This is a genomic window from Natrinema amylolyticum (genome assembly GCF_020515625.1).
In the GTDB taxonomy this organism is placed as follows: domain Archaea; phylum Halobacteriota; class Halobacteria; order Halobacteriales; family Natrialbaceae; genus Natrinema; species Natrinema amylolyticum.
This window is the reverse complement of sequence record NZ_JAIWPJ010000002.1, coordinates 530901-545264: the sequence shown is the minus strand read 5'-3', so window position 1 is coordinate 545264 and position 14364 is coordinate 530901. Positions and strand designations below refer to the sequence as shown.

At 64.2% G+C, this 14364-nt stretch carries 11 protein-coding genes and 1 tRNA gene; 3 read left to right on the top strand and 9 right to left on the bottom strand.

Annotated elements, in window-relative coordinates; all coding sequences use genetic code 11:
• Nucleotides 1-1212: a PKD domain-containing protein gene (locus LDH66_RS12960; RefSeq protein WP_226481489.1), complete on the bottom strand. Its 1212-nt coding sequence runs from the start codon at nt 1210-1212 to the stop codon at nt 1-3.
• Nucleotides 1213-1360: 148 nt separating this feature from the next.
• The gene (locus LDH66_RS12955; RefSeq protein WP_226481488.1) at nt 1361-2335 is read right to left on the bottom strand and encodes a glycosyltransferase family 2 protein; all 975 of its coding nucleotides are present in this window, start codon (nt 2333-2335) and stop codon (nt 1361-1363) included.
• A 178-nt stretch (nt 2336-2513) separates the two neighbouring features.
• On the opposite strand from LDH66_RS12955, the gene LDH66_RS12950 reads away from it, so the two are divergent.
• Together LDH66_RS12950 and LDH66_RS12945 are read left to right on the top strand one after the other, a co-directional pair.
• Nucleotides 2514-2777, top strand: coding sequence for a hypothetical protein (locus LDH66_RS12950; RefSeq protein ID WP_226481487.1), 264 nt, complete (start codon nt 2514-2516; stop codon nt 2775-2777).
• Entirely contained in the window at nt 2777-3835 is a 1059-nt protein-coding gene (locus tag LDH66_RS12945) for a glycosyltransferase family 2 protein (protein WP_226481486.1), read from the top strand. The genes LDH66_RS12950 and LDH66_RS12945 overlap by 1 nt, the downstream gene beginning before the upstream one ends.
• Before the next feature lie 208 nt (nt 3836-4043).
• On the opposite strand, the gene LDH66_RS12940 is transcribed toward LDH66_RS12945, so the two are convergent.
• The 5 genes from LDH66_RS12940 to LDH66_RS12920 all read right to left on the bottom strand — a co-directional run bounded on the left by LDH66_RS12940 (nt 4044) and on the right by LDH66_RS12920 (nt 11868).
• Nucleotides 4044-5666 carry a flippase gene (locus tag LDH66_RS12940; protein WP_226481485.1) on the bottom strand — a complete coding sequence of 541 codons (1623 nt, stop codon included), beginning with the start codon at nt 5664-5666 and terminating at the stop codon, nt 4044-4046.
• 193 nt (nt 5667-5859) lie between these two features.
• Nucleotides 5860-7368: a right-handed parallel beta-helix repeat-containing protein gene (locus LDH66_RS12935; protein WP_226481484.1), complete on the bottom strand. Its 1509-nt coding sequence runs from the start codon at nt 7366-7368 to the stop codon at nt 5860-5862.
• A gap of 437 nt (nt 7369-7805) precedes the next feature.
• The gene (locus LDH66_RS12930; protein WP_226481483.1) at nt 7806-8468 is read right to left on the bottom strand and encodes a helix-turn-helix domain-containing protein; all 663 of its coding nucleotides are present in this window, start codon (nt 8466-8468) and stop codon (nt 7806-7808) included.
• A gap of 107 nt (nt 8469-8575) precedes the next feature.
• Nucleotides 8576-10261: an alkaline phosphatase family protein gene (locus LDH66_RS12925; RefSeq protein ID WP_226481482.1), complete on the bottom strand. Its 1686-nt coding sequence runs from the start codon at nt 10259-10261 to the stop codon at nt 8576-8578.
• Between the two features lie 269 nt (nt 10262-10530).
• Nucleotides 10531-11868, bottom strand: a complete 1338-nt coding sequence (locus LDH66_RS12920; RefSeq protein ID WP_226481481.1) for a phosphohexomutase domain-containing protein — start codon at nt 11866-11868, stop codon at nt 10531-10533.
• Nucleotides 11869-12253: 385 nt separating this feature from the next.
• On the opposite strand from LDH66_RS12920, the gene LDH66_RS12915 reads away from it, so the two are divergent.
• A complete protein-coding gene (locus tag LDH66_RS12915; RefSeq protein ID WP_226481480.1) occupies nt 12254-13171 on the top strand; it encodes a hypothetical protein in 918 nt (305 codons plus the stop codon).
• A gap of 311 nt (nt 13172-13482) precedes the next feature.
• On the opposite strand, the gene LDH66_RS12910 is transcribed toward LDH66_RS12915, so the two are convergent.
• Both LDH66_RS12910 and LDH66_RS12905 read right to left on the bottom strand, forming a co-directional pair.
• A tRNA-Gln gene (locus LDH66_RS12910) sits at nt 13483-13555 on the bottom strand.
• A gap of 40 nt (nt 13556-13595) precedes the next feature.
• Nucleotides 13596-14336 (bottom strand): HNH endonuclease, encoded by a 741-nt coding sequence (locus LDH66_RS12905; RefSeq protein ID WP_226481479.1) that lies wholly within the window; start codon nt 14334-14336, stop codon nt 13596-13598.
• Between the last annotated feature and the right edge of the window lie 28 nt (nt 14337-14364).

Here is a 14364-nt window from a genome sequence, read left to right as displayed (position 1 = left end):
TCAGCAGTTCGTCGAGAGCGTGACCCGATCGACGTCGGTCGATCCGTCGTCGTCGACGACGCGCAACGCGACCGGATGGTCGCCGCTCGCAGTGACCGTCACCTCGATCGTCTCGCCGGCCTCGTCGAACGAGCCGTCGTCGCCGATGCACCACTCGTAGCCCACCAGTTCGCCGTCCGGATCGCGCGACTGCGAGGCGTCGAGCGTGACCGTCTGGCCCGGCTCGAGAATCGTCTCCGTGGCCGACGGCGGACGCGTCTCGATCCGTGCGATCGGTGACTCCGCCGTCGGGCCCTCGTCACCGTCGTCGGCGCTGTCGTCGCCTGGCTCTTCAGGTTCGGGTTCGGGCTCGGGTTCCGCCGGTTCCTCGTCGACCGGATCTTCGGACGGACTGCGGCCGTCGGCGTCGTCGAGCAGGAGTTCGCCCTCCAAGAGCCGCTCGACGATCGCCGTGTGCCACTGGACGCGGGTCTCGAGTGCGACGTCGGTCGAGAGGGTCTCCGCGAGAAATCCGTCGGCGTCCAGATCGCGGGCGGCCTTGTGGGCGAGCAGACCGGCCGGGTCGGTGTCGGGTTCGGAGAAGGGGCCGGTCTGAAACGCGAGGAGAGGATCGTCGACGTAGGTTTCGGTGACGTAGTCGACGGCGTCCGCAGCGGCGTCGGCCGCGTCGTCGCCGTCCGAGTGGAATATCGCCTGTCCGACGCCGTCGACGGGATCGCCCGCGTAGATACCCGTCGACTCGTGGAGATCGATCAGCATGTCGGGATCGTACTCGCTGACGACACCCCAGAGCTCTCGCGCGAGCTGCGTTTCCGGCGTCTCCCCCTCCGGGAACTGCCGGTTGAGGTTGGTCCCCTCCTCGTCGTTTCTGGTCCCGCGCTCGATCGCGACGGCGTTGGCCTCGGGAATCGTCACGAGCGTTCCGGCGTCGATGGTCAAATCAGCGATCCGACCCGCCGCCGTGTAGCCCGCGACCTCGTTCCCGTGCATGCCGCCAACGACGACGGCCGTCGGACCCTCGGTATCCGCGGTCGCGACGTACACCGTGGTCTCTTCGGCCGTTCCCTCGCGAACGACGATTGAGTCCCGACTGATGCCCTCGTCGTCGTTCTGGGCCGTGTCGCCGACGACGCTGGCGACGCCAGCACTGACGAGTGTACAACCGGCTGTGACGGCCAATACGGATCTCCGTGAGAGTGTATTGCGTCTCATTCGTCCGTTCCGTGTGTGCCGGTCGATTTTACTACAGGTACGATAACCGGCTGAAACGATATCGTTCCGCGTTTGCAACGATCTGCGTCGATAGAACCCGAACCCCGGTCGTTTCAGATCGAAAACGATCGGCGGAGAATCGATGTACTCACCGGGAGAGTGCGCGCCGACCGAGCGTCGCCGCGACGAACAGAACGACGAGCGTCGCGACGATCGGACGCGGCCGCCGTCGAACGCCGGCAGCGGCGACCCAGCCGACGCCGGGGTACGCTCGCGGCGATACCGCGGCCTTGCGGAAGTGCCACGCGCCGCGGAGGAACCGTCCCTCCGCGAAGTACCGCTTCGCGACGACGAGTTCGTGGCTCGAGCGGATCTCGTATCCCTCCTCCTCGAAACGATCGATCTCGTCCTCGTACGCCGAGCGGTACTGTTCGCTCGCGTTCGCGACGACGGCCGCCGACGGATGACCGGTGTCCTCGCGGCGGACGAGCACCTCGTCGACGTAGGCGAGTTTCCCGCGTTCGAGCACGCGCAGGCAGAACTCCGGATCTTGGAACCGGTCGAGGTCCTCGTCGAAACCGCCGGCCTCCCTGGCGACCTCGGTCCGGACGAGCAACGTCGAGCCGGCTCCCGGCTGGACGTTGTCCGCGAGGATCTCGCCGACCAGCTCCTCGTTCCCTTCCCGCGTCGGCTCGTCGCCCCCTCGAGCGAGGACGGCCGCGGCGGCCGACCGGAGCCGGCCGGTCGGTCCGGACAGGTCGTACGCCGAATCGCAGTAGGCACCGACCCAGTCGCTCGAGCGGTCCTCGAGGACCGCGAACTGGCGCTCGAGTTTCTCGGGATGCCACTCGTCGTCGGAGTCGAGGAAGGCGACGTACTCACCGTGCGCGTGCTCGAGTCCCGTGTTCCGAGCGACGTTCGCGCCGCGATTGGTCGCGTGGACGACCGGTCGAACCCGCGGGTCCTCGTAGGCGGCCAGCACCGACTCGGTGTCGTCGGTCGAACCGTCGTCGACCACGACCACCTCGAGGTCGTCGACCGTCTGCTCGAGCGCGCTGTCGATCGCGCTCGGAAGCGTCGCCGCTCTGTTGTACGTCGGGATGATGACGCTGACGCGAGTCATTTCCCGGTACTTCCGGGGCGTCCGGGATTATTATCGCCCGGATAAGCGCCACGTCCCGTCGTCACCGGTCGATGACGCGATCGGTCGGCGTCGTGGCGGTCTCGAGCCGCACGGCCCGATCGGAACGAACGCACTAACGCCCGTATAAGAAAGAGCGAACGATTCGTCGACGCAGTCGATGACGAATCGAAAGCGACGATCGTTCGTCCCTGCGGTTACGGCGGCCGGATCGTTCGGGCTCACCGGCCGCCTCTCGCGGGTGTGCGAGTGGCACGGTGTGGGCGGTGAGCCGGCATCGGTCCGGTCTGATGGTGAGACCGCCACGTCCGGAACCGGTAGCCGTCCGGACCGATCCGGGGAATCGATCGACTGCGTCGAGGACCTCGACGGACGGGCGTCGATGATCGACGCCGGCGACCTAGAGGCCGGGGGTGACCGCTGATGTACCGGGGCGCGAGCGTCGGCGTCGTGATACCCGCCTACAACGAGGAAGGGTTCGTCGGCGACGTGATCCGGGGGATGCCCGCGTACGTCGATCGGATCTACGCGATCGACGACCGATCGACGGACGGCACCCTGGACGAGATCCTCGAGGCCGCGCGGGCGGACGCGAGCGAGAACGAGGACCGTGCCGGCGAGACCGTCGAACGGCTCGCGGCCGACGGTGGTGCGTCCGCACTGACGAGTCGGGCGACGGTCCGCGACGCCATCGGTCGGGTCGTCCCGATCGAGCACCGCGAGAACCGCGGCGCCGGCGGTGCGATCAAGACCGGCTATCTCGCCGCGCTCGCGGACGAGGTGGACGCGACGGTCACCGTCGACGCGGACGGCCAGATGGATCTTTCCCAGATGCAGCGGCTCCTCGATCCGATCGTGGAGGACGAGGCCGATTATACGAAGGGGAACCGGCTCCTGTCCCGGGAGTACCGAGCCGCCATGCCGCGGTTTCGGTTCGTTGGCAACGCGACCCTGACGTTTCTGACGAAGATCGCGTCCGGCTACTGGAAGACGATGGATCCCCAGAACGGGTACACGGCGATCTCGCACGACGCGCTCGCGGCGATCGACGTGCCGGCCCTCTACGAGTATTACGGCTACTGCAACGACCTGCTGGTCAAGCTGAACGTCCGCGGGATGCGCGTCGCCGACGTGGCGATGCCGGCAGTCTACGGCGAGGAGGAGTCGAGCATCACGTACTCGCGATACGTTCCGAAGGTGTCGCAGATGTTGTTGCGTAACTTCCTGTGGCGACTGCAGACCAAGTACCTCGTGCTCGACTTCCACCCGCTCGCACTGCTCTACCTGTTCGGCGCCGCGACGGCCGCGACCGCCGTTCTCGGCGGAGGGACGGCGCTGGTTTCCGCGCTCTCGAGCGGGGACGTTCCGGCCGTCCGGAGCGCGACGAGCCTGCTGCTGTTCGTCGCCGGAACCGCGTTCCTCCTGCTCGCGATGGTGTTCGACATGGCGGAGAGCGAACCGCTCGAGACCCAGGTGCGATAGCGTCGTGGATCGCAGCCGTTCCGGATTCCGTCCGGATTCACTCCACTAATTCTCCCCTGCGTAGCGATGTCGTGACGAGAGCCCGCGTAGCGATATCTTCGGATGTACAGGCTCGTCTCGCTCGAGCGACGGCTGCGAAGAGAGAGAGCGTCCCTCGACGCTCCGAGAAACGACGACGCTCGATTCGTTTCGGGTCGGAGAGCGACCCTCACACGCCGGGATCGAGGACGCCCAATGCGAGCCCCGAGACGAGCAGGGACAGTCCGACGACGAACAGGAGGATCTGCAACCAGTTACGAGTCGCACCGTCGCTCCCGCCGGCCGCGATTCGACCGGCGATCGCGTCCGCGGTCGACCCGATCGGGTCCGGAAACGCTGACAGTACCTCGAACGGTTCGGCCGGATCCAGTGCGCCGACGAGGAGCGCGAACGCGACGAAGATCGCGAATCCGACGGGCGGGACGACTACGAGCGCGAGCCACGGGTTCGCGATCGCCGTCGAGAGGGCGACGATCGGAACGGCCGCGAGGACGGTCGTCAGGACTGCGCGGCCGAGTCGCGCGTCCGCGAGCGGATCGAAGCCGACGAGTCGAGCGCTCCAGCAGTGGCAGACGAACATCGACCCGTATCCGATGCTGGTCGCGACGGCCGCACCCTGCATCCCGTAGCGCGGAATAAGGGCGACGTTGAGTACCAGGTTGATCAGCGCTGCGCCGCCGGTGGCCACGACCGGATACCGGAGCGTCCCTTCTCCCTGTGACACCGCGAGAATCGGTCGCGCGAGGGCGAATCCGAGCGCGCCGGGGAGCAACAGCAACAGGGGCGTGATCGCCGGCTCGGCCTCGGCACCGAAGTAGATCGGAACGGCGACGTCCGCCAGCGCCGCGAGTCCGACCGCCATCACGGCCGTCAGCAGAAACGTGTAACGCGTCGTCCGCGAGGCGAGCGCCGAAATCTTCCGGTAGCGGTTCTGTGACCACAGCTCCGACGTCGAGTGAACGAAGACCGTCTGAATCGCCATCGGAACGAACCAGAGGAACTCGGCGAGCGTCAGCGCCGCTCGATAGTTACCGACTGCCGCGTCCGTCCGGAACCGGTGGAGCATCACGATGTCGATGTGATAGAGCGACATCAGCAGGAAGATCAGCGCGATACTCATCGAGTTGAACGTGAGCATCTCTCTCCGAGGAAACCGCGTCGACGGGCGAGTGAACGCGCATGACAGCGGAATCCGTCGGTGGACGAGGAGGAGCCCGACCGCGGCGACGAGGACGCTCGCGAACAGGTGACCCGCCAGCGCCCCCATCACACCGAGGCCGACGTAAGTCAGCGGAATCGCGACCGCGACGAAGCCGAGCTTGTCGAGAACCTTGAGCGGTTCCGAGTACCGCTCGAGGCCGAATCCCATGAGCGTCTTCCGCGCGTAATCGCGAAACTGCGCCGAAATCACGAGCGCGGCGAGGACGTAGAAATACGTCGTCAGCTCGGGTCCGAACGCGAGGGCGACGATCCCGAATCTGGTCGCGATGACCAGCAGGCAGGCTCCGAGGACCGAGAGGAGGACCGCCAGCCGGAAGTAGAAGCCGACGACGTGTTCGCTCCAGTTCGCCGCGGCGCGGTCCTCCGCGAGGAATTTCCGGACCCCGTCGGTGACCCCGGAACTGACGAAGATCATGTAAATCGCGAAGAGAGACAGCAGAAACGCGTACTCGCCGAACGCCGATGCGCCGAGAAACCGGTAGAGTAGCGGCGTCGAGAGCGCAGTGACGACGAGAACGACGACTTTCGCACTGACGACCGAGACGACGCCGCTCGCGATACTTCTGTTCACGGTTTCACCCTTGAACGTTCGAGCCGACGATCGACAGCCCCGTTCGCCGACGATCGGTCGCGATCCGACGTACTCACTGTAACAGTACCGGGGCGACAGCGTGGCGTTATTATACGGGCGTTAAACGGACTCGAGCGACGAATTCGCGGTGCAGACAGCGAGAGTCGTCCCGATATCGGTCGTCCGGTGCCGACTACTCGTACGTATTCTCCCAAGTCGTGACGCCGCTCGCGCCGAGGTCGCGAATCCCGTCGACCAGCCGGTTCTTCTTGAAGGTCGGGTTCGTCGACGACGGGTAGAGGCAGACGGCCTCGCGGCCGCCCGACGACTCGAGCGTCGAGTCGCGAACGAGCACGTCGGATCCGAGGTCGATGTACGGATACTGACTTGCCCGCAGTTCGCTCTGGTAGACGGACAGATCCGCGCCCGTGTTGACGATGGCGTTTCGATCCGCGCCGTCGCGTCCGCGCTGCGTGACGTCGACGTGACTGAACCGACAGTTGTCCCGTTCGCAACGAATGCCGTCGCGGAACCCGCTGGCATCGCCCGCGCGTCCCGAAATCGTAAGCTGCTCCGCGAGCACCTGCTCGGTGCGGTCGCTGTCCCGAATCCAGAGGGGATAGCCGCCCGCGGTTTCGTGGGTGATCTCCGTGTCGACGATCGTCGCCTCGCCGCACTCGGGCGAGAGGACGATTCCGTGGTTGATGTCCCCGCCCTCGAGCTCCAGACGAGTGTTCTCGATTCGAGCGCTCTCGCAGGTGTTCATCACCGAAATCGCGTGGCTGGTGGGCTTTGGAGAGGTGATCTCGACGGTGGCCCCGTAGATTTCGATGTTTCGGCCGTTCTCGATTCGAATGCCGCGCTGGGATTCGTCCTCCGGGCGCGTCGAGTCGACTTCGACTGTCGGCCACCGAATCTCACTGTCTCGGCCGCCGACGCGAACGTTCGCCCCGTTGCTGTTCCGATAGAGACCCCCGTTGACGATGACCGTCCCGTCGCCGCCCGCCGCGTAGAGACCGTTGTTCGGAAAGCCACCGAGCCAGCAGCGCTTGAATTCGAGCGTGCCCTCGTTCTCGTTCGCTTCGATGCCGATCGGGCCGCGCCAGCGGTTGCCCGCGTTCGGCGTATCGTTCACCCACGCGCCGCCGTCCGGTGCTCGGAACCGTTCGACGATGCCTCGACCCTCGGGGTCGGTGACGTTGAACAGCCCCGGACCCCACGTCCCGCTGTCGTGGTAACCGTTGATCGTCACGTCGCGCACCTCGAGTCGATCGTCGGCGTAGGCCTCGATCGTCCTGATCCCCGTGTCGGGTGCCGTCTGATCGACGTCGAACCCCTCGAAGCGGAGCGTTCCCCCGGGATTGTACGAGACACCGAGACGGAACAGTCGATACTGTGGCCCGTTGAAATCGTAGAAGTTCGCCGGGATCAGCGTCGCGTTCTCCCCGACGACGCCGAAGTTATCGAAACCCGTGAACCTGAACTGTTCGTCCATGTAATACTCCCCCTCGGGAAACACGAGCAGCGTCTCGTCACCGCGGAGGTCCTCGAGAACGGGGGTGATCGATTCGGTCCCGGTGTCGTCCGCTCCTGCCTCGGTGACGTCCACGACGGTTTGGTAGTCGTCGTAGTAGTCCCCGTACGGCTCCGACGCTGCGCTGGCAGTCGAGCTCAGTCCGATTCCGGCGGCGCACGCGGCCACGGCCCCTCCCAGGAACGTCCGTCGCGATCGCGTCTGCGAAGTCGCCCCCTCGAGAGATGATCCCCCGTCTCGCCCGTCAGCCGATCGAGAACGACGAGAAACGTCACGATTCGAGCGCTGCATACCACTTCGTTCCGACATTGAAATTCACTTCATTGTGAGTGATGACGGGGTCCAGTATCTATGGATTCGGATAGCAAGCTTTTAAGTCCGAATCGCCGAGCGGCGCGCTCAGAGCGCCATCACGTTCCCGAGTGACGGAACGGTTGTGCGAATTACAATCGTCCGTTTCGGCCGCGGGAGCGCCGGTTTTGCAGGGTTCCGGATTCGCGTTTAACAGCCTGTTAAACGCCCCATACCCGGAATCGCCCGTCCCTCGAGCGGCGATCTCACCGGGGGATTCGAGCGGCCGATAGGGGACTGTCAGTCGGTCAGGCTCAGCCGTATTCGTCGGGCGTGCGATCGTTCTCGAGTGTCGCGGCGATCAGTTCGGAGACGGCGCGTCGAAGCCGCTGGGAGACCGCCGAATCCGAGATACCGAGTCGATCTGCGAGGTCGTCCTGGGTGACTCGCCGGGGCACCTCGAAGTAGCCGGCGTAGTACGCCATCATGAGGATCTCGTGCTGTCGTTCGGTCAGGGAATAGGTTCGATCGTCGGTCGCCGACGAGTCGTACAGCTGGGTCACGCGGAACGAGATACCGCGGTCGCGACAGTGGGCCCGGAACGCGGACAGCGCGTCCCGATCGGGGAGGTGGATCCGTGCGATCCAGCCCCCGTCGTCGCTCGTGACCGTGAAGACGAACAGCCCGTACTCGACGCAGCGATCGGGAACGATCTCGAGATCGCTATCGACGGCGACGCGATAGACCGCCCGGTTCTCGAACGTCGCGACCCGAGTCGGGTCCGAGACGGTCGGATCGGCGGCCATCGCGTCCTCGAGGGCCGCGCGCTCGTCGCCGAAGGCCGACACGAACTGCAGGCGCCGCTCGCCGGTCGTCGTCCCGTACTCGTACCTGAGCGTCACGTCCGAACAGCGCGCTATCGTCGGAGCCAACGGAAGCTCGTCGTGGACGAGGTGGACTGCTGCGATGAATCCCATTGCGATATCGATGTCGTACCCCGTCGTCGGAACCGGCGGCCCATACTTATAGCGCGAATAAGCGAGTTGCGACGGCGCGAACCGACCGGACCCCGCGATTCGACGGTTCAGTTCATGTACCCGAGATCGGCCAGTCGATCGGTGACGTCCTCGTCCGTCGCCGGTCGGATCTCGTCGTCTCCCTGTTCGTACGCCGGGTAGGACATCGGTTCGACCGAATCGACGACTGGAACGACGCTGCCGTCCATGCGGTCGCTGTAGGGGACCCCCATCGCGGCCATGATCGTCGGCGCGACGTCGAAGAGGTGCGCCCGCTCGAGCGCGGCGTTCTCGTCGATTCCCTCGCCCGCCGCGACGAAGACCCCGTCGAGCTTGTGATTCCAGGGTTCGGCCGGACCGAAGTAGTCGCCGTCGCCCAACTGCTCGGAGAGCATGTGTTCGAAGTCGGCGGGAATCGTGACGATGTCGACCGTCTCGTCGATCTCGTCGCCGTGGAAGTACTGCTCGCGGGGCGCGACCGTCTCGAAGAACGGCTCGCCGTCGGGCGTCTCGACGGCCTGTAGCGCCCGGATGAGTTCCTCGCGGAGCTCCTCGTACTCCTCGGGCGGAACGACGCCCGTCGGGTCGCGTCCCTCGAGATTGATCCGGACGCCGAGTTCGGTCCGCGCACGAACGTACGCTTCCGATTCGGCGAAGTCGACCTGTTCGTTCGCCGTCCGAGAGACGCCGCTCGGCGCGTACTCGATCGCGAGGTCCGCCAGCCCGACCCGCTCGAGCACCGTTCGTATTCGACGAGCGGTGACGCCGAACCGCGCAGCGACCGACGCTGCGCGTGCGACCGTTCCCGGCTCCCACGTGTCGTACTCCTCGCCCTCGCGGAGGCGTCTGCGCATCGGCGTCCACGACGGCATCCCCTTGCCGCCCGTCGTCGTCTCGAGGTAGCCCATGTCGCGGAGGTACTCGTTGACCCGGAACTCGTAGCCCTCGTACTCGCCCATTCCGTGGTCGCTCACCAGGAAGACGCGGTCCGGATCGCAGGCCTCGAGAATCTTTCCGATCTGTTCGTCGGTCGCCTCGTAGACGCTGTCGACGTGTCGTCGTTCGCCACTGAACTCGTGAAAGACCGTGTCCGTCTTCTGGAACTGGACGAAGCCGAAATCCGGTTCGAACTCGTCGGCGAGGTAGCGAAACGCCTCGCCGCGCAGCCGGACGAGTTCCCGGTACTCCTCGATCTTCTCGCGATCGGAGAGCGAGTCGTCGTCCCGCGTATAGTTCGGGTAGACGCGGTACTCCCCGATCGCGTCGCGGACGTCGTCGAGGAGCCCGTCGGGGTGACAGGGCGGGTCCTCGGGGCCGAGAAACCCGGGTATTACCGCCCCGTCGAACTCGTCCGGTGGGTGAGTGACCGGTGCGTTGACGACGACGCTCGAACGGTCGTGTCGGTCCAACAGCGTCCACAGCGGATGCTCGTGGACGTCGTCGTTGCTCGTCACGTGCCAGTCGTAGCCGTCGTAGCCGACGAAGCCGACCACGCCGTGTTTGCCGGGGTTGACGCCGGTGTAGATCGATGGCCAGGCGCTCGGCGTCCACGGCGGAATCTGTGACTCGAGCGGTGCGGTCACGCCGGTCGAACAGAGCCGCTCGATGGTCGGAATCCGGTTCTCCTCGAAGAGTCGCTCGAAGACCGGTAGACATCCCGCATCGATCCCGATGAGGAGCGTGTCCAGCCCGTCCGATTCGCGCTCGGTACTCTCAGTCGATGTCGCGTCGTCACGGCCAAACGTCCGAGTCATCGTTGTAGTTGTCCTTTCGTAACTCGTGTTTCCGTTCGACCGCTGCCGACGTGCCGCGGCAGCGGCGTCGTTCGTTGCACCACGTATCTAGAGCCAGCGAGGGAGACGGAACACTTCATTATCTCTCCGTTAAAGCCATCATTGGTCCCTCTAGACCACAATTTGACAGATCCGGGGACGACGAATCCGCGGGCCCGAAACGGTGGGACTGACCGATTTGATTGCTCGGATTCGAGTCGAATCGAGTGGTCGGGTCGTTAGTCCATCGGTCACGGTCGAATTCCAGACACCGTCGCGATCGCGGTCTCGAGGAGCCCGACGGCGTCGGCCTCCAGCCGTTCGGCTCGAAATTCGTCTCGCGCTTCGGCCGTGAGACGGACGACCGGTTCGGTGTCGCTCGCACGCAGGAGGATCCATCCGTCGTCGACGTCGATATAGACGCCGTCGAGCGTATCGACGTCGTCGTACCGCTCGCGGGCGCACTCGCGAACCTGATCCATCACGGCGGTTTTCTCCTCGACCGCGACCGACGCGCGGCGAATCGGATACGTCTCGACGTCCTCGACGAGCGACGACAGCGGTCCGCGATCGGCGACGAGTTCGACGAGTTTGCACGCGGCGAGCGGCCCGTCGGGACACGGCGTCTCGTCCGGCCAGATCCATGCACCGCTCGGGTCGCCGCCGAAGACGACGTCCGGCCACGTCGTACAGTCGGCCACGAAGGTGTCGCCGACCCGCGTTCGACTCACCGTCGCGCCGACGGCTGCGAGCGCATCGTCGACGGCCATGCTCGTCCCGACCGGCGCGGCGACGATGTCGCCGTCGGTCGCAGTTTCGCGCGCGAACAGGGCGAGAAGCACGTCTCTCGGGACGACGGTCCCCGTCTCGTCGACGGCCAGCATCCGGTCGGCGTCGCCGTCGTGAGCGATCCCGAGCCGCGCGTCCGTCGCTCCGACGAGCGACGAGAGCTCTCCGAGCGTCTCTCGAATCGGCTCGCTCGGCCGCCCCGGAAAGTCCCAGTCTCGCTGCCCGGTCAGCGTGATCACGTCGCAGCCGAGTTCCGAGAGCACGCGTGCCGTGATCCCGCCGGTGCCGTTCCCGACGTCGACGGCGACGCTCGGCGGATCGGCTATCGAGACGGCCTCGACCAGCTCCGTCGCGTGTCGATCGATCGCGTCCCCCATCGACTCGACCGAGCCCCTGCCGTCTCTGGGTTGCAGATCGTACTCGTCGCGGTCGACTCGAGCGGCGATCGCATCGCGGTGCTCGGGACTGAACGCCTTCCCGGTCCACGACAGGAGTTTGATCCCGTCGTCCGGTTTGGGATCGTGAGACGCCGTGACGGCGATCCCCGCGTTCGCGTCCGTCCGTAAGACCGCTCTCGCGATCGTCGGCGTCGGTGCGACGCCGGCCTCGAGAACGTCCGCGCCGCACTCTCGAAGGCCGGCGATTACCGCATCGACCAGTATCGGCACGCTCTCTCGAGCGTCGCGCCCGACGACGACGCGATCGGAGCCGTCGGACGCGATGGCGCGTCCGATCGAGAGCGCACGTGCAGCCGTGACGTCGGCACCGCCCGTCCTGCTGATCTCGTTCGTGACAAACATAGTGACAGAATCTGATAGCGAACCAATTACTATGGAGTTATTAGAACGGGAAGAACGGTGGCTTCGCCGCCGTTCCGTGCGGTAGTCGCGTGCTCTCCCGATGCCCGCTCGCGGCACGTTGTTCGCTCGATGGATCCGGTCCGGTATCGGACTCTGGCCGGGGGCTCAGTACTGGTGTTCTCGAAACTATCTCCCCGAGAGTACGCTGGTCAATAGCTACTCACCGGGAGTGCTGGCGGTCGCGATACTCCACTGAGAGCGGGTCCTCCGGAGAATCGTGCGGGGGGAGTCGGTCAACAGTATAAACAGTCACGCGACGCCCCGAAAAAGTCCTTTATCGTCCTGGTCCTACCTCGCGTGGATACCACCGTTACACTCACTACCTATGACACGAAACCGATCTCTCTCACGTCGGGCGATGTTGTGTGGCATTGGCAGCGCAAGTCTCGGAACGCTCGTCTCAACCGCTACGGTCGGCGCAACACGGGACGCCTCCTCGGAGACTGAGCTCGCTGCCGCCATCGAAACCGGCGTTCTGGAAGGCGCTGAACTGGTCCAAGAACAGGGCGTGCAGATCACGCAAGAACAAGCGCAAGCGACGGCAGACGGAATCGCTGCGTCCGTCTTCCAATCACAAGACGTGTCCGTGGAACAGGTACAGGCCGTCGCCGCAGGGGCGACCGAAGGATCCCTGCTCCAGAACCAGTACGCGGATATCGATCAGATGCAGGCGGCCGCCGGCGGGGCGACGGAAGGGGCGTGTACCACACAGGGACAAGACGTAACCGTCGAACAGTATCAGTCCGCGACCGCCTACGGCGCCGCAGACGCACTCCACGATCACTACGATACGGACGCGGACACGGTTTACGATGCCGCAAAAGACTGTGTTACCGAAGAAATTGCCGCCTACGAGAAGCACGGCGATAAAACCGCAACGGAAACCCGGAAGACGGACGGAGAAGCCAAAAAGTCCGAACGAGTAGACGTCGAAGTCAACGGACAACCGAAGGGTCAGAAGAAACAGCCGAAGGAGAAACCGAAACAGAAGAAAAAGAAACCCAAGAAAAGGTCGAAGACGGAAACGAAAACGAAGCCCGAGAGAGAATCGAACGTCGAACAGTCCCAATCGGTAGATGTGTCACAGAGCCAGAGGGCGGATACCGTGAAGGGCGGGTCGGTCGATCAATCTCAGTCAGTGTCCGTCGACCAAGAGCAATCGAGTTCGGGCGGGGGCACAACACACCAGTCACAATCTGTCGACGTGTCTCAGTCGCAGTCGTTCAGTACCGACGACGAGTGACGTCGTCAGCGCTGCGTTCATCTACTCTCGACCCGCTCGAGACAACACCACTGTCGTCCAATCGGTGGGGCGAACGAGGACTCGAGGATGCGATCGACGAAACGCGGGACGACAGCGTATACACGTTCGTCGGGACTCGAAACTGAACGAAGCTCGACGGGGAATTTCCATCTGCTCGCGCCACAAATGCTGGAATCCGCGAGGCGAAGTATACGATTGTCCGTCTACTCGAGCCTATAGAGATTCGTCTGGGACGCTACAATCGAATGGATTCCTCGTTACTACGAAGGAAATATAACCACAAGTAATAGTAGTCCCGGGCGGATTCGAACCGCCGTCATGGGCTCCAAAGGCCCATATGATTGGCCACTACACCACGGGACTTGACCTACGATACCCTGTTGTCGGTAGAAGGGTTTATGAGTTATTGTTTCCCGTGAGTCGGAGAGGGTGAAAGCTCGTCGATCATTTCAATTTCGGCGTATCGATGGCAGCTTCGACAAAGAGAAATGACGTTGTCAAGAGTGTGTGCAAGCTGCGGATCATTGAATTCTCGAACCGGGATGATGTGATGAACGTCCGGTTCGTGGCCGATTTCCTCACGAGTGATACCACAGTGCTGGCAGGTATGATCGTCTCGTTCCAGTGCGTTCCGCTTTACGTCCCTCCAGCGACCATTGTATGGATTTTCGGAGTCTCCCCACTGATCGGATAACCAATGGCTGAGACAGTTCTGACTGCAAAATCGGGCCGGTTCCCGTTCAGCTTTCGACTCGAGCAGAGTCGATATCCGACCGCACCACTCACAGACTCGCTGTACTCGTTTTATGTCGTGGTATTCGTAATAGGGTGTCCCGAGAAACACATCGGCATCTTCGACGCAGTCCGAACAGTAGAGCCCCGGTTTGTCGGACGGATAGTATTTGAACGTCGATCCACAGCGATTGCACGACGTAGTCTCCTTCCCGCCTTTCCAGTTCCCGTTGTGTTCTCCCGCGTTCGGATTACAGTCCTCGCAGAACTCGCGCCGCGCTTTCGGATCGTAGAACTCGAGTCCACAGCCGCGACACGTCCGATTCGGGAGCGGCTCGTCGTGTACCTTCGTGTGGTGCTGTCGCATTCCTCGCTCGGTGGGCAGGGAGTTGCCACACGTCGGACAGTCCATGCGGGGGGTGGCCTCGCCTTCGTATATA

Excerpts from the sequence above, each read along its gene's own strand:
- LDH66_RS12960 (WP_226481489.1), bottom strand. The coding sequence starts at position 1,212 with ATGAGACGCAATACACTCTCACGGAGATCCGTATTGGCCGTCACAGCC.
- LDH66_RS12955 (WP_226481488.1), bottom strand. The coding sequence starts at position 2,335 with ATGACTCGCGTCAGCGTCATCATCCCGACGTACAACAGAGCGGCGACG.
- LDH66_RS12950 (WP_226481487.1), top strand. The coding sequence starts at position 2,514 with ATGACGAATCGAAAGCGACGATCGTTCGTCCCTGCGGTTACGGCGGCC.
- LDH66_RS12945 (WP_226481486.1), top strand. The coding sequence starts at position 2,777 with ATGTACCGGGGCGCGAGCGTCGGCGTCGTGATACCCGCCTACAACGAG.
- LDH66_RS12930 (WP_226481483.1), bottom strand. The coding sequence starts at position 8,468 with ATGGGATTCATCGCAGCAGTCCACCTCGTCCACGACGAGCTTCCGTTG.
- LDH66_RS12925 (WP_226481482.1), bottom strand. The coding sequence starts at position 10,261 with ATGACTCGGACGTTTGGCCGTGACGACGCGACATCGACTGAGAGTACC.
- LDH66_RS12920 (WP_226481481.1), bottom strand. The coding sequence starts at position 11,868 with ATGTTTGTCACGAACGAGATCAGCAGGACGGGCGGTGCCGACGTCACG.
- LDH66_RS12915 (WP_226481480.1), top strand. The coding sequence starts at position 12,254 with ATGACACGAAACCGATCTCTCTCACGTCGGGCGATGTTGTGTGGCATT.
- LDH66_RS12905 (WP_226481479.1), bottom strand. The coding sequence starts at position 14,336 with ATGGACTGTCCGACGTGTGGCAACTCCCTGCCCACCGAGCGAGGAATG.